The following is a 21,100-nucleotide window of genomic DNA, read 5'->3' as shown; positions in this document are numbered from 1 at the left end:
TATCTTGATATAGATGTTTTCGTCTATAACAAGATAACGATTAGAGTAGATGTATGGACTTATTGATTGAACCTTGGCATTGGTTTGTATTAGGTATTTTGCTCATCCTGTCTGAGCTCATTTTACCGGCCTTTGCTGCACTGTGGTTTGGTATAGCTGCAGTCATTATTAGCATACTGGTGTGGCTATTTCCTTCTATGGGGCTTCCAGCTCAAATTATTTTATGGGTTGTCCTATCGATTTCATGTACGGTGATTTGGTTTAAATTTATTAAACCACTTTCCGTTGATAAGACTAAAGCGGGGCTCTCACGTGAAGCGACAATCGGACAAGTTGGGATGGTGATTCAAATTGGTCATGAACCTGAATTAGTCAAAGTTCGGTTTCAGCTTCCAGTTCTCGGCTCTGACGAATGGAATTGCAGAACACTGAACCCTGTTCAGGTCGGTGATCGTGTCAGAGTTACAGATATTTTAGGTAATGAGCTGGTCGTTCAAGCGCACAATAACCTCAACTCACCGTTATAAACAATAATTCTTAAAGGAGTAGAAATGTCTGGTTCAATTATTGCCATCGCATTTTTGGCATTCGTCGGGATCACTATTTTTAAAGGGGTTCGTATTGTTCCTCAAGGCTATAAATGGATCGTACAACGTCTGGGTAAATACCATACAACCTTAAGTCCAGGTCTAAACTTTGTGATTCCTTATGTTGATGAAGTCGCATATAAAGTCACGACAAAAGATATCGTTCTCGATATTCCATCTCAGGAAGTAATTACAAGAGATAACGCAGTTCTTTTAATGAACGCTGTTGCCTATATCAACATTACTACACCAGAAAAAGCAGTCTACGGTATCGAAAACTATACTTGGGCGATCCAAAACCTTGTCCAAACTTCTTTACGTTCAATCGTCGGTGAAATGGACTTGGATGATGCTTTATCTTCACGTGATCATATTAAAGCGAAGCTGAAAGCAGCAATTTCTGATGATATTTCAGATTGGGGAATTACGCTTAAAACGGTTGAAATCCAAGATATTCAACCATCAGGTACGATGCAATCCGCAATGGAAGCCCAAGCCGCAGCTGAACGTCAGCGTCGTGCGACAGTGACACGTGCTGATGGTGAAAAACAAGCTGCGATTCTTGAAGCTGAAGGTCGTCTTGAAGCATCACGTCGCGATGCTGAGGCTCAAGTTGTACTCGCTGAAGCTTCAGAAAAAGCCATTAATATGGTTACCAATGCCGTAGGCGACAAAGAGATCCCTGTCGCTTATCTACTTGGTGAACAATATGTAAAAGCAATGCAGGATATGGCTAAATCTAATAATGCTAAAACTGTGGTATTGCCTGCTGACATCATGAATACGATTCGTGGGGTAATGGGTCGTAATAATCCTTAAATCGCTCAAACACTCTTCAAAATTTAAAAAGGCAGCTTCGGCTGCCTTTGTTATTGATATGACTCAAGATTCAATTCTTCAGCATTTATTTTAAATTTATGGTTAAATTTCGCATCCTGAAAGATTGCATGAAAACAATCTATCGTCTAACTGCATCATGGAAATTGTATGAGCACCTTTGATCCCACCTTAATCACTTTCTTGTTCTATATTGTCGCCATGGTCGTGATTGGTTTAATCGCGTATCGAGCGACCACGAACTTTTCAGATTATATTTTGGGTGGACGACGCTTGGGAAGTTTTGTAACAGCCCTTTCAGCTGGTGCTTCTGACATGAGTGGCTGGTTACTTATGGGTTTGCCAGGTGCTATTTATCTTTCTGGTCTATCAGAAATGTGGATTGCAATTGGTTTAATTATTGGTGCATGGCTCAACTGGCTGTTAGTGGCAGGACGTCTCAGAGTTCATACTGAAGTTCAACACAATGCCCTTACACTCCCAGATTACTTTTCCAATCGTTTTAATGATCAGAAAAAAATTCTACGAATCGTTTCTGCATTTGTCATTTTAATCTTCTTTGCCATTTATTGTGCTTCAGGCATGGTGGCAGGCGCTCGATTATTTGAAAGTATGTTTGATCTTTCTTACAGCACTGCCCTTTGGATTAGTGCAATTGCAACGATCAGTTACGTTTTTATTGGTGGGTTCTTGGCTGTTTCTTGGACAGACACCATCCAAGCGGGATTAATGATTTTTGCCTTATTGCTTACCCCCATCGTGGCTTTACTGACTTTTTCAGATTTATCTCAAGTGAATTTAGCACTTGAAGCAGCGCGACCAGAAGCAAGCAGTTTAATGGGTAATTTAAGTACCGTCGCAATTATTTCATTACTGGCCTGGGGTTTAGGCTATTTCGGACAACCTCATATTCTCGTACGTTTTATGGCTGCTGATTCAGTTAAATCGATTCCTAATGCTCGTCGTATTGGTATGACTTGGATGATTCTGTGCCTTGGTGGTGCAGTGGCTGCTGGATATGTCGGTATTGCTTATTTTCAGCAAAATCCACAGTTCGCTAATATTGTGAATGCTAACCCTGAAACTGTATTTATGGAGTTAACGAAAGTTCTATTTAACCCATGGATCGCAGGCATTGTATTAGCTGCAATTTTGGCTGCGGTAATGAGTACATTGAGTTGTCAACTTCTTGTATGTTCAAGCACTTTAACCGAAGATTTTTATAAATCTTTCATCCGTAAAACTGCTTCTCAAAAAGAACTGGTTTGGGTGGGTCGCTTGATGGTGCTACTGATAGCTTTACTTGCGATTGTTTTAGCGTCAAACCCTGAATCTAAAGTACTTGGTCTAGTTGCCTACGCTTGGGCAGGCTTTGGGGCAGCATTTGGCCCGCTCATTATTCTGTCTTTATTCTGGAAACGCATGACATTAAATGGCGCTTTGGCGGGGATGATCATTGGTGCAGTGACCGTTATTGTATGGAAAAATATTTGGGCTGATACTGGAATCTATGAAATCATTCCTGGCTTTATTTGCTCTCTCATCGCAATCATTGTTGTGAGTTTATTAGGTAAGCAACCGAACTCAGATGTTACTGACCGATTTGACGAAGCAGACCGATTATATAAAGCGACAAAATAACAAATGAAAAAGAGGACTTTCTGTCCTCTTTTTTTAACTCTTTCGAGCAAGTAAAAAAGCTGAAATTTGTTTAAGTTCAGATGCTGAATCACCAAAATAATCTAAAGCACTAATGGCTTGCTGATGAAGCTTATTTGCATATTCTTTTGCAGCATCTAAACCCAATAAAGCTGGGTATGTTGATTTTTCTACAAGTTCATCTTTTCCAGCGGTCTTTCCAAGCGTTTCAGTATCCGAAACTATATCTAAAATATCATCTTGTACTTGAAATGCTAAACCTAATGCTTGACCAAATTCACGCAATTTCGGTATTCCTGCATCTACACCGTCCATCACTGTCACTGCTGACATCATGATTGCCGCCTGAATCAGTGCACCAGTTTTATTACGATGAATATTTTCCAATGCTTCCTGATCAATTTTCTTGCCTTCTGCTTGCAAATCTAGGACTTGACCACAAACCATCTTAGAAGATGATGTCGCCAATATCTGCATTTGCTTCAACACAATAGAAGGATCTACAGTGACTTGTGTATCAAAAAGGCGACTTCCTAAAACCTCAAATGCCATCGACTGCAAGATATCTCCCGCAAGTAGTGCTGTATCTTCACCATATGCAACATGGCACGTTGGTTGACCACGACGCAACAAATCATTATCCATACATGGTAAGTCGTCATGAGCAAGTGAATAGCAATGAATTAACTCAACTGCAACTGCTGCACGTCGCACAGCAGCAAAATTTTTATGATCTTCACTTAATTCTGCTGTTGCATACGCTAAAGCTGGACGAACCCGTTTTCCACCTAACATGACTGCATGATTTACAGCACTTTTCAAAGGCTCTGGAATGAAAAAAGCATCTAGGGCAATTTTCAGATCCTGTTGGATTTGCTGTTGAGCACGTTGTAATACTTCACTATTCACAGAGATATGTACTGTCACTGCCGTCTTTGAACCTCAAGTTATACCGTTTCATGTCGGTATATATAAAATTGTCCTTATTCTACAACCAATTGTGATTGCTACAAAACACAATGCTGATTTGTTTTATTTAGTGATAGGTTTAAATGAAGAGTGACTATTCATCTAACACATGAATCGAGTTTCGACCCAATACATGTGCAATGTCAACCGCACGATCTAAGGTTTCTAATATTTGCTTTTCTGAGTACATTTTTTGGCAATGAGGATGAAAAATCCCAATCGCACACGTGAGTACCTCATCCTCTTGAGGATCGAAATAAATTTTTTCACGGACCAATGTTTGTTTTAGGCGTTCAGCAATGGTGAGAATTTTCCAAGGAGTCGATTCTTGAATCACCAAGATAAAACTTGCAGAATTCAAACGATAGACTTCTGCTAAATCTTGATTCAACTCCTCTTTAATCAGAGATCCAATACGACTCAAAATTTCATCGCCAATGGTATAACTATTGAGCTGATTAAACTTTTTAAAATTTTCGACTTCAAACTTGATAAAAGAATAATTGTTCCGATCTTGAATAAGGAAGCGATCTTTTAAAAACTGTTCAAATGCCAGCTTATTGTTCATCCCAGTCACAGGATCCAAATATAGCTCTTCAAACAACCTTTTATTATTTTGGATCAAGACACGTTCACGTCTTTTCAATTTTGTTATATCTGCACATACGATCAACACGCAATCCAAAGAGGTTGATTTATCTCTTAAAGCACTAAAATAAATTTGAAAAAAATGCCCTTTTGAATAGAACTCATTTTCAATTTTGTATAAACGTGAATCATTTCGAAACAATTGCAGCGCATCTTGAAATAATTGGTAAACCGTCGTTGATACGAAACCTAATTTCTTTCCGAGTAAATAGAGTGCATCACTCTCATAGATATCAGCAAATAATTGATTTGCACTAATAAATACACCATCATGCTGAACTAGCGCCACAGGCACAGGGATTTTGGCAATCACAGATACCAAATCTAATTTATTTGTAGCATGAATTTGGTTTAGAAACTCTTGATCAATCTTGGGCGTATCCTGCTCAAAATTATTATCCTTCTTCATTGGTCTTTCTCATTTTAATTATTCGTGGAGCGAAGGCTATTCAGCAACTTAATTTTATGAATTCGGTGAATATAATCACGTTGACTTATTTCCTTAATATAACATGTCAAAATTGTCATAGTCTTATTTATTTATGAGTGAATCGTACTGTTAGTAATGCTTTCAGACTAATTTAGTATACTTATCACATATTTTAAGCGCGTAAAAAAACCACTCGAAAGTGGTTTTTTCATCTTAAAACGTATCGCCAGGAATTCGCACCCATCCTTCCATGAGTACTCGAGCACTGCGACTCATAATGGCCTTTTTTACCGTCCATTGGTCATTAATTTTCTCCGCTTCAGCGCCTACTCTGAGTGTTCCAGAAGGATGCCCAAATCTGACTGATTTTTTTTCACCACCACCTGAGGCTAAATTGACTAATGTTCCAGGAATTGCAGCGGCGGTTCCAATCGCTACAGCTGCGGTTCCCATCATGGCATGGTGTAGTTTACCCATAGATAAAGCACGAACCGTCAAGTCGATCTCATCAGCGTGTACTGCTTTTCCGCTAGATGAGATGTAATTTTTAGGCGCAGATACAAATGCAATTTTAGGTGTATGCTGACGTTGAACCGCTTCATCAATATGCTGAATAATACCCATCTTTACAGCACCATAAGCACGAATTTTTTCAAACTTGACCAAGGCCTCGACATCATTATTGATATGATCCTGAAGTTCAGTTCCTTCATACCCTAAGTCTGAAGCACACATAAAAATAGTTGGAATACCCGCATTAATCAGCGTCACCTGAAAGCGACCAATATCTGGGACTTCCAGCTCATCAACCACATTTCCTGTGGGAAACATGGCAGCCCCATCCTCTCCATCATCTGCGGGATCTAAAAATTCTATTTGCACCTCTGCAGCTGGAAATGTTACCCCATCAAGCTCGAAATCACCTGTTTCCTGAACCTGACCATTTGTGATTGGGACATGCGCAATAATCGTTTTCTGAATATTGACCTGCCAAATCTTTACCGTACAAATTCCATTCTCTGGGATCTTTTCTGCACTCACGAGACCATTTGAAATCGCAAATGAGCCTACAGCAGCCGTAAGATTGCCACAATTACCACTCCAATCGACGAATGGTCGATCAATTGCAACCTGTCCAAAAAGATAATCTACATCATGATCAGATTGAGCGCTTTTAGAGAGAATGACTGTCTTACTGGTACTAGATGAAGCACCACCCATTCCATCAATTTGTTTGCCATAAGGATCAGGGCTTCCTATCACACGTAATAAGATTTGATCTCTTGCTTTACCTGGAACTTGAGCTTCTTTGGGTAAATCATTTAAGTTAAAGAAAACACCTTTACTCGTTCCTCCACGCATATAAGTGGCTGGAATTTTAATTTGTGGTGTTGAACTCATAGCTCATTCCTTCTCTTTTAATATTTGTTATCAATCGTGATTTTTAGTTCAACACAGTATAAATGATTTTTTATGTGGACATGAGCACTTAACACTATGGTATGAATTTCCATCAATTACGATAGATTAAATTTAATTCACTCTAACAAAAATAAACTCTAATAAAATTAAATGATTGATTAAAAAATAATTAAATCATTTTTCTATAATAATTTTATTTTATTTAAATCATAAAAAACATTCATGAACGCTGACGTACTAGGCTAATGCAATTTGATCTATTACAATCTTGTAACTTATTTCAATCGTCGGGCTGAATACTTTGAATAACAAGTCTTCACAACTTCAGCGTGGCTTAAAGAATCGTCATATCCAATTAATCGCTATGGGTGGTGCAATTGGTACAGGCTTATTTTTAGGTTCCGCACACGTGATCCAATCTGCCGGCCCATCTATTATTTTGGGTTATGCAATTGGTGGTTTAATCGCTTTTTTAATTATGCGCCAATTAGGCGAAATGATTGTTCATGAACCTGTTGCAGGATCATTTAGTCATTTTGCAAATAAATATTGGGGTAAGTTTCCTGGATTCCTAGCAGGTTGGAACTATTGGATTCTTTATATTTTGGTCGCGATGACCGAATTAACAGCTGTTGCAAAATATATTAACTATTGGTGGCCTCACATTCCTGCTTGGTCATCAGTTCTTTTCTTCTTTATTATCATTACCTTAGTTAACCTCTGTAATGTTAAATTTTATGGAGAATCAGAGTTTTGGCTGTCTATTATTAAAGTAGCAGCTGTCGTGTCGATGATTATCTTCGGTTTATTCTTGTTGTTTACAGCAGGATCTGACTCTACTGCATCATTCAGTAATCTTTGGACTCACGGTGGTTTCTTCCCTCATGGATTCGAAGGTTTATTCTTCATGTTGGCATTCCTGATGTTCGCCTTTGGTGGTATTGAACTGATTGGTATGGCGGCAGCTGAGGCTGAAAATCCAGAGAAAACGATTCCTAAAGCAATTAATCAAGTTGTTTTCCGTATTCTGATTTTCTATGTTGGGTCGCTTACAATTCTTCTTTCTTTAGTTCCATGGAATCAACTGCAACTTGGTGGTCTAGATAAAAGCCCATTCGTAATGATCTTCAGTCAACTGGGTATTGATTGGGCTGCTCACCTGCTCAACTTTATTATTTTGACTGCTGCGCTATCGGTATATAACAGTGGAATGTATGCGAATAGCCGTATGCTTTTTGGTTTAGCAAAACAAGGTAATGCCCCTAAAATTTTTGAAAAAACCAATAAACAAGGTGTACCTGTTCCAGCGGTATTGTTGTCAGCGGTGTTAATTTTCGGATGTGTTTTATTAAACTATTTTGCACCTGAAGATGCTTTAAGTAATTTAATTTATATTGTTGTTGGTGCTCTAGTACTTAACTGGGCGATGATTGCGTTGACTCACTTGAAATTTAAACAAGCGATGAAACTGTCAAATACCACTTCAAAATTTCCTGCTCTATGGTCACCAGCCAGTAACTATTTGGTTCTTGGGTTTATTATTGTCGTGCTTTACATCATGTGGACTCAGGGCTTAAGCGGTGCTGTGATCATGATTCCGATCTGGATTATCCTGATGTTGGTATTATTTAAATTACTTTACCGAAAATAGTAAGACGCATTAAAAAAGTTATTGCTAAGCAATAACTTTTTTCAAAAATTTTTTGATCAGATTAGTATGCGTCCTTAGCTTAACTGGATAGAGCAGTTGCCTCCTAAGTGACCGGCGTGGGTTCGAGTCCCGCAGGGCGCACCATTTTCTTAGATTAATACACTTATCAACAAATTGACCCAAAATAAAAAAAATAATGTCATTTCAGTCAAATTTTTGTTGCATCTCATTACCTTTATGATATGTTGTTTGTAGAGCAAAAAATAAACATTTAAGCATAAATCGTTTATTTATCAGCTCTTAAGGAAATAACTAAAAAAATTCTATTAAATTAAAAATTCACATTATCTAAGGATAGATAACATGAAATTAAAAACCATCAGTGCATCTGTATTATTTGCTTTATTACCGATTTCTGGGGCTTATGCAGCCGCTATGGATCGCTCAGGTCAATCGATAGGAGCATTTTTACAACCAAATAACTACTTTGAAGCAGGTATCTCCATTATTGACCCTGATGTATCTGGAAAAAATCAATTGGGTCCAATTAGTGATATGGCTGAGGATTATTACTTCCCAAGTGCTGCATTAAAACTGCAATTAAATGAAAAATTCTCTTTCGGCTTACTCTATGATCAACCCTTTGGAGCATCAGCCTATTACACAGATGGATTACTTCCAGGATTACTGCCAGATAGTACACTTCCTCTCTCTTCAACAGAGGTTAAAGTAAATTCAAATAACATATCAGCTATTGTTGGGTTTCAACCTAATGAAAATTTGAATATTTATGGCGGTGGTGTATATCAGGATGTGAGAGGTAATTTAACTTTATCTAGTTTAGCGAATTATCAGGCTCATTTTAAAAGAGATGAAGGTTATGGTTGGTTAGCTGGTGTTGCATATCAAATCCCTGAAATAGCTTTAAAAGCATCCTTAACATATAGATCTGAAATTGACCATAGTTTGGAAACTACGGAAGATGCCAATGGTTTGATAAACGCTTATTCAAGTTATTTTGGTTATCCTAGTTTTATTGTTGAGAGCATAGTTGGACCTCAAGTAGCTCAAGTACTAACTAATCTTAAAAATTTAGATTCGAGTGGGGCATTAAATACACCTTCTCAGAATACTAAAATCAGCACTCCACAATCAGTTAATTTAGACTTTCAAACAGGCATCATGGCAAACACCGTTGCTTTTGCAAATGTTCGATGGGTTGAATGGGGAGGTCTAAAAATTGATATTGATAAATTTAGATTGTTAACACAAGCTGTTACTAGTCAAGGACAAAATATTATTGAATATGATAAAGATCAATGGTCTGCAACGGTTGGCGTTGGTCGTAAGATTAATGAAAAATGGGGCGGTGCATTATCCGCAGGTTGGGATTCTGGAGCTGGGAATCCAGTAACCGCACTTGGACCAACAGAAGGCTACTGGAATCTAGGTTTGAGTGCTCAGTTTAGCCCTACTCCTGCAACCTTTATCGGTGGCGGTGTAAAATATTTTTGGTTAGGAGATGCTGATGGCCGATCTGTTGGTCGTGAAGTGGGTAAGTTTGAAGATAACAATGCTTGGGCATATGGTCTAAAAATAGGTTATCGTTTCTAAATGCCATTTATTTTTCAAAAGAGCACTTTTGTGCTCTTTTTTTATTTAATCATGAATGCCATTGACTGACTGTATAGTTCATTTAAGTATTAACGATAAGATAGTGTCATTCAAAATTAAATCACACATAAATTCAATAATTTATATAAAAATAAAATTCCTATTATTTTTATCAGAATTAAAATTCAATTATAAATTTATTTCCTTAGAGTATTTACTCTGATTCTTAATGTGTTATTTTGTGAACATAAGATTTAGGATCAGTTTAAGATAACTAATCCTCAATTCAATTGGAAAATACAAAATAATTCATTGAAGAAGATCAGGGAAAATTCAAGTGAAATTAACAAAATTATCAGCTGCTGTATTATTCGGTTTAGCATCATCAGGCACTTTTGCTGCTGCATTAGATCGTTCTGGACAATCTATTTCATCATTCCTTCAACCAGGAAATTACTTTGAAGCAGGTATCTCAATTTTAGATCCATCTGTCTCTGGTAAAGATTTATCGGGTAATCATACTGGAGATATGGCTGGTGATTACTACTTCCCTACCGCAGCTTTAAAAATACAAGCGACTGATAATATTTCAGTGGGTCTTTTATATGATCAACCTTTTGGTGCAGATGCTGAATACACAGGAACAAATAATTTTGTCGCTAGCCCAGCCGATGGTGTATTACCTGGAACTGCTTTGACAAATGGATTACCAGTAGTGACTGCTAATCCAACAGGAAGCTTTAACGGTATACCTGTAATCACAGATCCGTCTACTGGATTACCAGTTGCAATCGGTTTAGGAACTCAAATAACTGGAAACACATCTGTCGAAGTTGATACTCAAAACTTATCACTGATTTTAGGCTACCAACCTACAGAAAATTTTAACTTTTATGGTGGTGCAGTCTATCAAACAGTTAAAGGTAACGTAAAACTTCGTGGTTCAGCATATAGCTTATTTAATGGTTATGATGCTGATATTCCTGAAGACAATGCCTTTGGATGGTTAGCTGGCGCAGCATATCAAATTCCTGAGATTGCGCTTAAAGCATCGATTACTTATCGTTCCGAAATTGATCATAAAGTCAATGTTAATGAAAGTATTCCTCTCATTGCGCCTCTAGGTTCTTTACTAGTGGCTTCTGGAGCATTACCAGGTTCAGCTTTAGCAGGTCTTAATTCATCTGGTGAAACTAAAATCACTACACCACAATCTGTAAATTTAGATTTACAATCTGGCATTATGGCTAACACGGTTGCTTTCGCTAATATCCGTTGGGTAGACTGGTCAAGTTTCTCTATACGCCCTCATAAATTTGGTCAATTATCAGAGCTTGCTGGTGGACTATTACCATCTTTGGGCAAACCTAATGGATTTAACCTAGTTGATTATTCTAAAGATCAATGGTCTGTAACAACAGGTGTAGGTCGTAAATTTAACGAGCAATGGGCTGGTAATGTTTCAGTTGGATGGGATTCAGGTGCAGGCAATCCTGTAACGACACTTGGACCAACAGAAGGTTATTGGAATGTAGGTTTAGGTCTTCAATATAGCCCTACTCCAGCTACGTTTATTGCAGGTGGTGTTAAATACTTCTGGTTAGGTGATGCTGATGCTCAGACAGGTGCACATAGCGCAGCAGGAAAGTTTGAAGACAATGACGCTTTAGCTTATGGTCTTAAAATCGGCTATAAATTCTAATCATTCATCAATAAAAAAAGACCACAATCATGTGGTCTTTTTTTATTTTTATACAAGTATAAATTAATTGTCTGTTATATCATCATTTAAAATAAGAAAACGACTCAAACTACAATTCCTTTTTTGCTCAATAATACTTTTTAAAAACATGGACATAATTATTTAATCTCATAACTTGATGATGAAGCAATATAAATTTGATTATATTTCAATCATTTCCGAGTATTTACTCTTTTTTTATTTATGTTATTTTTCATGCAATTTTTTCGCCATATGGCATTCATGGATGAACATCATGAAATTTAAAGTACTTTCATACTCAGTCTTATTGTCTACGCTCCCATTAACTTCAATTTACGCCGCAGGATTAGATCGTTCAGGTCAGTCGATTTCAGCATTTCTCCAATCAGGTAATTATGCAGAAGCTGGCATTTCTGTTTTAGATCCCACCGTTAAAGGTTCTTCCACAGTGATTAATAAAATCACTGGTCAGGATTTAACAGGCGAAAAAATTACCGATATGGGCAGTGATTATTATTTTGTAAACACTGCTCTTAAACTACAGATTACTGACCAAGTTTCTTTAGGATTAATTTACGATCAGCCTTTTGGTGCAGATGCATTATACGATGCTAAAAATCAATCATTTGGCAATAGTTTAAGTGGGACATCAGTTGAAGTTAAGACACAAAATTTAACTGCACTCATTGGTTATCAACCCACTGAAAATTGGAATTTTTATGCTGGTCCAGTATGGCAAACAGTTGAAGCTGATATCAATTTAAAAGGTAGTGCATACCAAGTCTTAAATGGCTATAACATCCATGTAGACCAAAAAGAAGCTTACGGCTGGATTGCAGGTACTGCATACCAAATTCCAAAAATTGCATTAAAAGCATCTATCACTTATCGCTCTGAGATTAAACACAAAGCTCAGTCGAATGAAACCTCGCTCCTTCCACTTTACGCCGATGCATTAAAAAAGCCTGAGTTTAATAGATTAGATAAGATCGCTGCAGTAACTGAAGCAGTTACTCCACAATCTGTAAATATTGATTTACAGTCTGGAATTGCAACAAACACTTTGGCGTTTGCTAACCTGCGTTGGGTTCATTGGGATCAATTTACGGTTACTCCTAAATTACTTGGATTAGTTGGACAGGACCTCATTTCGTATTCCGATGATCAGTACTCTGCAACCTTAGGTGTTGCACATAAATTTAATGATCAATGGGCAGCAACCACAACTGTAGGCTATGACTCTGGAGCTGGAAACCCTGTAACCACTTTAGGTCCAACTGAAGGTTATTGGAGTGTAGGCTTAGGTGGTCAATTCAACCCATCACAGCAAAGCTTTATTCAAGCTGGTGTTAAATATTTCTGGTTAGGCGATGCAACTGCACAAACGGGTGGCATAAATGTTGGAGAATTCAGCAACAATTATGCATTAGGTTATGGCATGAAAATCGGGTATCGATTCTAACATTTGTTATAAGAAAAGGACGCTAAAGCGTCCTTTTTTCAAAGTAATAACTTAGGCTGGAATATCACGTACAGAAGCGTTGCGAATCGCTTCTTTCAATGCAGCATAACCATTAATCGCAGGAAATTGTGGGAATTCTGCAATTACATTATCCGGCGCATCAAATAAGAAACCTTGATCTGCTTCACCGAGCATCGTAGTATCGTTATACGAGTCGCCTGCAGCAATTACACGGAAATTTAAACCGTGTAAAGCTTGCACTGCTTTACGTTTTTGATCAGGTTGACGTAGTTTATAATTTGTAATCATACCATTTTCGTCAGTTTCTAATTTGTGACAGAAAATCGTAGGCCAACCCAATTGTTTCATCAATGGATGAGCAAATTCATAGAATGTGTCAGATAAAATGATCAGTTGGAAATGTGTACGAACCCATTCAACAAACTCTTTAGCGCCTTCAAACGGTCCCATATCTGCAATAACAGCTTGAATGTCATTTAAACCTAAACCATGTTGTTTAAGAATATTTAAACGCTGAGTCATGAGCACATCGTAGTCTGGAATATCTCGAGTTGTTGCTTCAAGCTCTTTAATTCCTGTTTTTTTTGCAAAATTAATCCAAATTTCAGGAACCAAAACGCCTTCAAGATCTAGACAAACGATTTCCATGATACTGCCCTCAGCATTAATAAAATTTGCAATATCATAGCCGAAGATTGTTGAATATCGATGTAATTTTTTAAATCTATTTTATTCATAAGTATTTATTTTTATTTCATAAGATAAATCTCTGAATTCAACTAAAATATACATCAAATATTTTAATATAGGACTTGTTGTTTCCAAGCCCAAGCCTATATCGCCAGGATTCTCATGACTACCATTCCAAGCATAGATTTAATTGATGCACTTGCATCAGAGTATGAAGATAAATCCCCATCGGAAATTATAGCCTTAGCTTTAAATCAAACAGGTGAAATTGCCATTTCATTTTCAGGTGCTGAAGATGTTGTATTGATTGATATGGCTGCAAATTTAGGTAAACCTTTTCGCGTGTTTAGTCTTGATACAGGTCGCTTGCATTCAGAAACTTATCAATTTATTGAGACTGTTCGTAAGCACTATAATATCAATATTGAAATATGTTTCCCTGAAGCTGAAGCTGTTCAGAATCTGGTCAACGAAAAAGGACTGTTTAGCTTTTATCAAGATGATCATAAAGAGTGTTGTGGTATCCGTAAGGTTCAACCTCTTCGTAAAAAGTTAGCAACACTTGATGGTTGGATCACAGGTCAACGTAAAGATCAAAGTCCGGGTACACGTACTGAAATTCCAGTGATTCAAGCTGATCTAGGTTTTTCAGGTGAAGGTAAACAACTCATTAAATACAACCCTTTGGCGAATTGGACGAGTGCTGACGTTTGGAATTATATTCGCATGATGGAAATTCCATATAATCCATTGCATGAAAAAGGTTTTATTTCAATTGGATGTGAACCATGCACGCGTCCAGTACTTCCAAATCAGCACGAGCGTGAAGGTCGTTGGTGGTGGGAAGAGGCAACGCATAAAGAATGTGGTTTACATTCAGGTAATTTAAAAAAGTAAAAACTGTCTCACAAAGTTTTAAGCCACTGATTTAAAGTGGCTTTTTTGTACTGACCATTCATTAAAAAAATTTATGCCCCCTCCAACAAATACGTCTATACTGATCTCTTGGATTGATAATTCTAAAAAACAATTTTAGAAATTTGCAGTGAGGCAAACCTAGACTATGCGCCCATTACACCCGCTTGATTTTATTTTCTTATCTTTGGAAAAAAGACAACAGCCCATGCATGTTGGCGGATTATTTTTATTTGAAATTCCAGAAGATGCGCCACCAACCTTTATTCAAGATTTAGTGGCAGATATTCGCAACTCAAAATCTATTCCAATTCCACCGTTTAATAATAAATTAAACGGACTGTTTTGGGACACAGACACTGAATTCGATCTTGATCATCACTTCAGACATATTGCTCTACCACATCCTGGTCGTATTCGTGAGCTACTCACCTACATTTCCCAAGAGCACAGTTCATTAATTGATCGAGCTAAGCCATTATGGATGTGTCATATCATTGAGGGTATTGAAGGCAATCGTTTCGCCATGTATTTCAAAATACATCATGGGATGGTCGATGGTATTGCAGGCATGCGTTTAATTGAAAAATCACTCTCTCATGATCCAAATGCAAGAAGTATCGTTCCGCCATGGTGTGTCGAAGGTCCGCGTGCTAAGCGACTTAAAACACCTAAAGTAAGCCGTGCAAAACAAATCTTGTCTAATTTGAAAGGTCAAGTGCAGTCTACACCGGGTGTATTCAAAGTGCTGTCTGAAACTGTCTTTAAAGATATGGGACGTAATCCGGACTATGTATCTAGTTTTCAAGCCCCAAGTAGTATTCTGAATCAAAAAGTCAGCTCATCACGTCGTTTCGCTGCTCAGTCCTATGAGTTTAAGCGTCTCAATCATATTTCAAAATCACTGGGTGTGACCATTAACGATATTGTGCTTGCGATTTGTTCCGGTGCTTTACGTGAATATTTAATCAGTCAAAGTGCTTTACCAGAAAAACCATTAATCGCTATGGTTCCTGTCTCCGTTCGTACGGATGATTCAGACATGTCAAATCGTATTACGATGATTCTGGCGAACTTAGCGACACATAAAGCCGATCCATTAGAACGACTCGATCTTATTCGTCGTAGCGTAATGAATGCGAAACAAAAATTCAAACGCATGACTTCAGATCAGATTCTCAACTATAGTGCCTTCGTATATGGTCCTGCAGGTTTAAATATCATCTCTGGTTTAGCACCTAAACGTCAGGCCTTTAACCTCGTTATTTCTAATGTTCCAGGGCCTAAAGAGCCGCTGTATTGGAATGGTGCACGTTTGGACGCACTCTACCCTGCTTCTATCGTACTTGATGGTCAAGCATTGAATATTACAATGACCAGTTATATGGATAAATTAGAAGTCGGTTTAACCGCATGTCGAAATGCTTTGCCTAAGATGCAAAATTTATTGACCCATTTAGAAGATGAGATTCAACGATTTGAAAAAATTGTGGGTCTACCTGAAGATGAAAAACCGCAGATTATGAAAAAGGCTACTAAGCGTAGTGCAGCAAAGAAACAAGTAGTAGCGGATATAGAGATTCCAAATGAAAAACCAGCTTAAGGCTGTATATTTCGATATTTACAAAAAAATTAAGGGGCTTTAAAAAGGCCCCTTAATTTTTAATATTACGACACTGCTTGATTAATTGCTGACAGAGAGAAACGACCATCGCTTGTGTAACTCGAATTTCTTGACCTTGATCGTTGAGCATCAAGCAAGCGCTTTTGTTTGAATCCACAATTTGACGATGGCTACCCGCTAATTGTTCCGTTAAATTCATACCCACTTTGACCTCACTTTGCTAAGACAACATCGCTGTCTTTGGCTATTCGATTTGATTTCTTAAGTATTGAGAAATCGAGATCGAATGTAAAATCTCAGTTGTAACAAGTGTTTAACGATATTCTGTTACAATTTCAATTCAAAATGATATCGTATTGCTCTTGCGTGTATAAATTTTCGACTTGGAACTTAATGACACGTTTCACAAAATGCTCTAAATCAGAGACGGCCGCAGCTTCTACGGTTAATAATCGATCCACAACCGATGGATGCGCAACGACAGTAAAGTCAGTCTGAGACTCAAAATCTCGAGCATATCTTAATATCTCTCGAAAGATTTCGTAACAAACAGTCTCGGCACTTTTCACATAACCACGTCCCTGACACGTTGGACAAGACTCACATAACAAATGTTCAAGTGATTCACGCGTCCGTTTACGCGTCATTTCTACTAAGCCAAGCTCAGACACTTGGGTGATTTTAGTTTTTGCATGGTCACGTTCTAAGACTTTTTCAAATTGCTTAAGCACTTCATCACGGTGTGAGGCCTCTTGCATATCAATAAAGTCAATAATGATAATTCCACCTAAGTTGCGCAGTCTGAGTTGACGCACAATGACTTGTGTCGCTTCCATGTTGGTCTTAAAGACGGTGTCCTCAAGAGAGCGTCCACCTACATATGAGCCTGTATTGACGTCAATAGTGGTCATGGCCTCCGTCTGATCAATCATGAGATAACCACCAGACTTTAAAGCAACACGTGTTTGCAGTGCTTTTTGAATATCTGTTTCAACATTGTATAAGTCGAATATCGGACACTCACCAGGATAATGTTTCAGACGATCAACCATATTTGGTACAAACTCAGCCACGAACTCTTGTAGCTTGCCAAACACTTCTCTTGAATCGACTTGAATTTTTACCGTATCTTCATTTGCCAGATCACGGATGATACGTTGAGGAAGTGGTAGCTCTTCAAAGATAAGTGATGGCACCACGACACTTTTTTGTTTACGTTGAATAAATTCCCAAAGTTTTGCCAAATACGCCATATCTTGCGCAATAGCGGCTTCTTCGATCCCCTCTGCTGCAGTTCGTACAATGACAGAACCGGGTAACTTATGTTCAGCTTGAATACGCTCAATGATCGAACGTAAACGATCACGCTCTTCTTCTGATTCGATTCGCTGAGACACGCCAGTATGATGTCCATAAGGCATCATCACCAAATAGCGAGAAGGAATGGAAAGATCAGTACTTAAACGCGCACCTTTCGTGCCTAACATATCTTTCATGACCTGCACTGTCAGAATCTGACCTGGTTGCAGAAGATCAAAGACATTTGGCGTCGGTTGATTACGAGGCCAAATCATGTCATTGATATGTAAAAAAGCAGTACGAGATAAGCCAATGTCTACAAATGCCGCTTGCATACCAGGCAATACACGTACAACTTTGGCTTTATAAATATTCCCGACTAAACCACGTTTAGCGTTGCGTTCAACAAATAGTTCGTTGACCGTCCCATTTTCAACTAACGCCACCCGACACTCCATTGGGGTGACGTTAATCAACAACTCGTCAGACATAAAAAACACTCAAAACATTATAAAAATTTTTTAAAAGGTTAATTTAGTGCCTTAACCACTTTTCAATATTTGATTCAGTAACTGTGATGTTTCATGTAAAGGCAAACCCACCACATTGGTGTAGCTACCTTCAATACGAGGAACGAACTTTGCGGCGATTCCTTGTATTGCGTAAGCCCCTGCTTTTCCTACAGGTTCCCCAGTTGACCAATATTCTTCCATATCATGATGACTGAGTGATTGAAAATCAACCTTTGTCCTCACTACCGTACTTATTGTTTTATGTTGTGAAGCCACACAAAGGCCACTGAGAACTTCATGCTGACGCCCTGACAAGGATTGCCAAATTTCAAACGCATGTTGCTTCGAGTCAGGTTTGCCAATAATTTGTCCATCTAAACTGAGGCTTGTATCTGCAGCAATGACCACCGCATCTGGAAATCGCGCTAAAACAACCTGAGCTTTTTGTTCTGCTAAACGTCGAACATAATCATGCGCTTGCTCACCATCATGTACAGACTCATCGATTTCTGGACTAAAAATATCAAATTTAAGTCCAAGCTGTGCAAGCAATTCTTTACGCCGAGGCGAGCTCGACGCCAGGATTAAATTCGCCATTTTCGGAGCAAATAATACAAGATGGGCCAAGTTAAAATACTGCTCATTAGTGGCTGCCAATGACGAGTTATCGAAAATTGCATATCGGAAATAATTTGTGCAAAAAGGACATAAATCAAATGTGCCAATATAGCAACACTAGCGATTGCCCAAGTATTTCCAAACGTCATTAAACGGCGTTCACGCACAAACCAACGGATGGTAAATGTTAGTAAAACGAAGCTTAACGCATGTAATCCAAGGGGTGCATCAAGCAGTAAATCGGTAAATAATCCAACTGCAAAAGCAAACCAAACGCCACACCATGTCGGTTGAAGCAAGATCCAATACACCGTAATCATCAACATGATCAGCGGTCGCCATCCTGCCAATGTATAAGACAGAGGATACACCACCAACACTGAACCAATAATGATTGAAAGCACGATGATCCATAGAGGATCACGTGTTTTAACTGATGATATTTTTTTAGCGCTGAGCATGAGGTTGCTCCATGGCTAATGAGTCTGAGAACAGTACCACCACATGGTGTCCACCTGCCAACTGAGCTGCAGGTTTCACGTCTATCTGCGCAAACTCACCGGTATTTTCACGCTTAACTTTGGATACTGTTCCGACCAAATAACCCGCAGGAAAATGTTGTCCTAAACCTGAACTATACACCTTGTCCCCGACTTTGACGTTAGCGCTGGTCGGTACATATTCCATTTTCAGACGACCTAAATCACCAGTGCCTGACACAATGGCACGCATGCCAGAGTTTTCAAGACGTACAGATAGAGAGTGTTCTTTATCAGACAGCAACATGACACGACTACTGTGCGGATAAACATTGATGATCTGACCCATGATACCGTTATCATCCAACACCGTTTGCCCGACACGCAGTTGGCTCGCAGCACCGCGGTTAATGATAATGATATGACGTAATGGATCAGCATCTGTGCCGATCACCTCAGAGATTTCCATACGACCGTCAATGATCAAAGGCGTATCCAATAATCCACGTAAGCGCGTATTTTCAGCGGAGAGTTCTGAGAGTTTTTGAAGGCGAACCTGAGCCTGAAGCAGCTCTGCCTGCATCGCAGTATTCTCACGACGCAGTTGCGCTTCAGACTTGGTTTGTTGACTGAGCCATTCTTTCGATAAAACGGGATAGCTTGCAATGGCATAAATGGGATTGTATGCCGCGTACAAGACATCTCTTGCTGGTTGAATCAAGTGTGGAGCGCGCCAATTAAACATTAACACGAACAAACACACGATGACTGCAATGATGAAAGAGCGAAAAGATGGCGGTTGTCTTGAAAACAGATTCGGTTGCACCGCCTCGTCCTTAAATTAAATTACAGAAAATTAACCAACAAACAGCATGTCATGGTTCGGGTTGTCGAAGAGTTCTAAGACTTTACCACCACCACGTGTTACGCAAGAAAGCGGATCTTCAGCAACTACTACTGGCAAACCTGTTTCTTGTGACAATAACTTGTCTAAGTTACGTAATAACGCACCACCACCAGTCAACACAATACCGCGCTCCGCGATATCTGATGACAACTCAGGAGGTGTTTGTTCAAGCGCAGATTTCACTGCAGAGACAATGCTTTGCAATGGATCAGTGATTGCTTGAGTAATTTCATCAGAAGTCACCGTAATTGCGCGCGGAACACCTTCCGCCAAGTTACGACCACGAACTTCGATTTCTAGCACTTTGCCATCTTCATCCGGAAGCGCCATACCCACTTCTTTCTTAATGGTTTCAGCCGTTGTTTCACCAATGACGCAACCGTGTGCTTTACGAACATAATGAATAATTTGTTCGTCAAATACATCACCACCAATTCGTAATGAGTCTGCATAGACACAACCTTGCAATGAAATGATTGCAATTTCAGTTGTACCACCACCCACGTCTACGACCATCGAACCACACGCTTGCTCAACTGGCATGCCTGCACCAATCGCTGCTGCCATTGGCTCTTCGATTAAACGTACATCACGTGCACCTGCATTGAATACAGCCTCACGAATCGCACGACGCTCAACCAAAGTTGATTTACATGGCACACACACCACAACACGCGGCGCTGGTGGGAAAAGACGCTTTTCATGCACTTTACCAATAAATTGGTTTAACATGGTCTCAGTGACTTCGAAATCCGCAATCACACCATCTTTCATTGGACGAATTGCAGAAATATTCGCAGGGGTACGACCAAGCATTTGCTTAGCATCCAAGCCAACAGCGGCAACTATTTTTTGTGAACCACTGTGACGAATTGCCACAACAGTCGGTTCATTTAATATAATGCCCCGTCCTGGCGCATAAATTAGTGTATTAGCGGTGCCTAAATCTATGGCTAGATCTGGCGAAAACAAGCCAATTAGTCGTTTTAGAATCACGGGTCGTTCTCAGTTCAACGTTATATAGACGTAAGAT

General features: G+C 38.9%; 19 protein-coding genes and 1 tRNA gene. 10 read left to right on the top strand and 10 right to left on the bottom strand.

Going from position 1 to position 21,100, the window contains the following annotated elements:
• Nucleotides 1-53: 53 nt before the first annotated feature.
• From BMW42_RS07970 to putP, 3 genes are all read left to right on the top strand, one after another.
• Nucleotides 54-527, top strand: coding sequence for an NfeD family protein (locus BMW42_RS07970; protein WP_092767009.1), 474 nt, complete (start codon nt 54-56; stop codon nt 525-527).
• Between the two features lie 24 nt (nt 528-551).
• Nucleotides 552-1,406 carry an SPFH domain-containing protein gene (locus BMW42_RS07965; protein ID WP_035268029.1) on the top strand — a complete coding sequence of 285 codons (855 nt, stop codon included), beginning with the start codon at nt 552-554 and terminating at the stop codon, nt 1,404-1,406.
• A 168-nt stretch (nt 1,407-1,574) separates the two neighbouring features.
• On the top strand, nt 1,575-3,065 hold the full coding sequence (gene putP / locus BMW42_RS07960) for a sodium/proline symporter PutP (protein WP_092767008.1): 1,491 nt from the start codon (nt 1,575-1,577) through the stop codon (nt 3,063-3,065).
• A 33-nt stretch (nt 3,066-3,098) separates the two neighbouring features.
• Here the strand turns inward: putP and BMW42_RS07955 are convergent, their stop codons facing one another.
• The 3 genes from BMW42_RS07955 to prpF all read right to left on the bottom strand — a co-directional run bounded on the left by BMW42_RS07955 (nt 3,099) and on the right by prpF (nt 6,531).
• Nucleotides 3,099-4,010, bottom strand: coding sequence for a polyprenyl synthetase family protein (locus tag BMW42_RS07955; protein WP_092767007.1), 912 nt, complete (start codon nt 4,008-4,010; stop codon nt 3,099-3,101).
• 136 nt (nt 4,011-4,146) lie between these two features.
• Complete coding sequence (locus tag BMW42_RS07950; protein ID WP_092767006.1) at nt 4,147-5,109, bottom strand: GGDEF domain-containing protein; 963 nt, start codon at nt 5,107-5,109, stop codon at nt 4,147-4,149.
• 234 nt (nt 5,110-5,343) lie between these two features.
• The gene (prpF, locus tag BMW42_RS07945; RefSeq protein WP_092767005.1) at nt 5,344-6,531 is read right to left on the bottom strand and encodes a 2-methylaconitate cis-trans isomerase PrpF; all 1,188 of its coding nucleotides are present in this window, start codon (nt 6,529-6,531) and stop codon (nt 5,344-5,346) included.
• A gap of 322 nt (nt 6,532-6,853) precedes the next feature.
• Here prpF and BMW42_RS07940 point away from each other — a divergent pair, with 322 nt between their 5' ends.
• The 5 genes from BMW42_RS07940 to BMW42_RS07920 all read left to right on the top strand — a co-directional run bounded on the left by BMW42_RS07940 (nt 6,854) and on the right by BMW42_RS07920 (nt 13,002).
• Nucleotides 6,854-8,203, top strand: a complete 1,350-nt coding sequence (locus BMW42_RS07940) for an amino acid permease (RefSeq protein ID WP_092767004.1) — start codon at nt 6,854-6,856, stop codon at nt 8,201-8,203.
• Nucleotides 8,204-8,271: 68 nt separating this feature from the next.
• Nucleotides 8,272-8,347, top strand: a tRNA-Arg gene (locus BMW42_RS07935).
• Nucleotides 8,348-8,566: 219 nt separating this feature from the next.
• Complete coding sequence (locus BMW42_RS07930) at nt 8,567-9,817, top strand: OmpP1/FadL family transporter (protein WP_092767003.1); 1,251 nt, start codon at nt 8,567-8,569, stop codon at nt 9,815-9,817.
• A 337-nt stretch (nt 9,818-10,154) separates the two neighbouring features.
• Entirely contained in the window at nt 10,155-11,519 is a 1,365-nt protein-coding gene (locus BMW42_RS07925; RefSeq protein ID WP_092767002.1) for an OmpP1/FadL family transporter, read from the top strand.
• 295 nt (nt 11,520-11,814) lie between these two features.
• Nucleotides 11,815-13,002 (top strand): OmpP1/FadL family transporter, encoded by a 1,188-nt coding sequence (locus tag BMW42_RS07920; RefSeq protein WP_092767001.1) that lies wholly within the window; start codon nt 11,815-11,817, stop codon nt 13,000-13,002.
• A 51-nt stretch (nt 13,003-13,053) separates the two neighbouring features.
• On the opposite strand, the gene thrH is transcribed toward BMW42_RS07920, so the two are convergent.
• The gene (gene thrH / locus BMW42_RS07915) at nt 13,054-13,671 is read right to left on the bottom strand and encodes a bifunctional phosphoserine phosphatase/homoserine phosphotransferase ThrH (protein WP_035269809.1); all 618 of its coding nucleotides are present in this window, start codon (nt 13,669-13,671) and stop codon (nt 13,054-13,056) included.
• 204 nt (nt 13,672-13,875) lie between these two features.
• On the opposite strand from thrH, the gene BMW42_RS07910 reads away from it, so the two are divergent.
• The gene (locus BMW42_RS07910) at nt 13,876-14,610 is read left to right on the top strand and encodes a phosphoadenylyl-sulfate reductase (RefSeq protein WP_035269807.1); all 735 of its coding nucleotides are present in this window, start codon (nt 13,876-13,878) and stop codon (nt 14,608-14,610) included.
• A 166-nt stretch (nt 14,611-14,776) separates the two neighbouring features.
• A complete protein-coding gene (locus tag BMW42_RS07905) occupies nt 14,777-16,231 on the top strand; it encodes a WS/DGAT/MGAT family O-acyltransferase (protein WP_092767000.1) in 1,455 nt (484 codons plus the stop codon).
• Nucleotides 16,232-16,283: 52 nt separating this feature from the next.
• On the opposite strand, the gene BMW42_RS14735 is transcribed toward BMW42_RS07905, so the two are convergent.
• The 6 genes from BMW42_RS14735 to BMW42_RS07880 form a co-directional block, all read right to left on the bottom strand.
• Nucleotides 16,284-16,451, bottom strand: a complete 168-nt coding sequence (locus BMW42_RS14735) for a PA1571 family protein (RefSeq protein ID WP_171260695.1) — start codon at nt 16,449-16,451, stop codon at nt 16,284-16,286.
• 136 nt (nt 16,452-16,587) lie between these two features.
• Complete coding sequence (gene rng, locus BMW42_RS07900) at nt 16,588-18,042, bottom strand: ribonuclease G (RefSeq protein WP_035269804.1); 1,455 nt, start codon at nt 18,040-18,042, stop codon at nt 16,588-16,590.
• A gap of 51 nt (nt 18,043-18,093) precedes the next feature.
• Nucleotides 18,094-18,660: a Maf family nucleotide pyrophosphatase gene (locus BMW42_RS07895; protein ID WP_092766999.1), complete on the bottom strand. Its 567-nt coding sequence runs from the start codon at nt 18,658-18,660 to the stop codon at nt 18,094-18,096.
• Entirely contained in the window at nt 18,648-19,142 is a 495-nt protein-coding gene (gene mreD / locus BMW42_RS07890) for a rod shape-determining protein MreD (RefSeq protein ID WP_092766998.1), read from the bottom strand. The genes BMW42_RS07895 and mreD overlap by 13 nt, the downstream gene beginning before the upstream one ends.
• Nucleotides 19,129-19,986 (bottom strand): rod shape-determining protein MreC, encoded by an 858-nt coding sequence (mreC, locus tag BMW42_RS07885; RefSeq protein WP_035269796.1) that lies wholly within the window; start codon nt 19,984-19,986, stop codon nt 19,129-19,131. The genes mreD and mreC overlap by 14 nt, the downstream gene beginning before the upstream one ends.
• A gap of 30 nt (nt 19,987-20,016) precedes the next feature.
• Nucleotides 20,017-21,063 (bottom strand): rod shape-determining protein, encoded by a 1,047-nt coding sequence (locus BMW42_RS07880; RefSeq protein WP_035269793.1) that lies wholly within the window; start codon nt 21,061-21,063, stop codon nt 20,017-20,019.
• Nucleotides 21,064-21,100: the final 37 nt, after the last annotated feature.

Source organism: Acinetobacter sp. DSM 11652 (assembly GCF_900109815.1).
Classification (GTDB): Bacteria; Pseudomonadota; Gammaproteobacteria; order Pseudomonadales; family Moraxellaceae; genus Acinetobacter.
Note: the sequence above shows the minus strand (reverse complement) of the source record. Positions and strands in the feature narration are given on the sequence as shown.

Coding starts and splice junctions, on each gene's coding strand:
- BMW42_RS07970 (WP_092767009.1), top strand. CDS start 54: ATGGACTTATTGATTGAACCTTGGCATTGGTTTGTATTAGGTATTTTG.
- BMW42_RS07965 (WP_035268029.1), top strand. CDS start 552: ATGTCTGGTTCAATTATTGCCATCGCATTTTTGGCATTCGTCGGGATC.
- putP (WP_092767008.1), top strand. CDS start 1,575: ATGAGCACCTTTGATCCCACCTTAATCACTTTCTTGTTCTATATTGTC.
- BMW42_RS07950 (WP_092767006.1), bottom strand. CDS start 5,109: ATGAAGAAGGATAATAATTTTGAGCAGGATACGCCCAAGATTGATCAA.
- prpF (WP_092767005.1), bottom strand. CDS start 6,531: ATGAGTTCAACACCACAAATTAAAATTCCAGCCACTTATATGCGTGGA.
- BMW42_RS07930 (WP_092767003.1), top strand. CDS start 8,567: ATGAAATTAAAAACCATCAGTGCATCTGTATTATTTGCTTTATTACCG.
- BMW42_RS07920 (WP_092767001.1), top strand. CDS start 11,815: ATGAAATTTAAAGTACTTTCATACTCAGTCTTATTGTCTACGCTCCCA.
- thrH (WP_035269809.1), bottom strand. CDS start 13,671: ATGGAAATCGTTTGTCTAGATCTTGAAGGCGTTTTGGTTCCTGAAATT.
- BMW42_RS07910 (WP_035269807.1), top strand. CDS start 13,876: ATGACTACCATTCCAAGCATAGATTTAATTGATGCACTTGCATCAGAG.
- BMW42_RS07905 (WP_092767000.1), top strand. CDS start 14,777: ATGCGCCCATTACACCCGCTTGATTTTATTTTCTTATCTTTGGAAAAA.
- BMW42_RS14735 (WP_171260695.1), bottom strand. CDS start 16,451: ATGAATTTAACGGAACAATTAGCGGGTAGCCATCGTCAAATTGTGGAT.
- rng (WP_035269804.1), bottom strand. CDS start 18,042: ATGTCTGACGAGTTGTTGATTAACGTCACCCCAATGGAGTGTCGGGTG.
- BMW42_RS07895 (WP_092766999.1), bottom strand. CDS start 18,660: ATGGCGAATTTAATCCTGGCGTCGAGCTCGCCTCGGCGTAAAGAATTG.
- mreD (WP_092766998.1), bottom strand. CDS start 19,142: ATGCTCAGCGCTAAAAAAATATCATCAGTTAAAACACGTGATCCTCTA.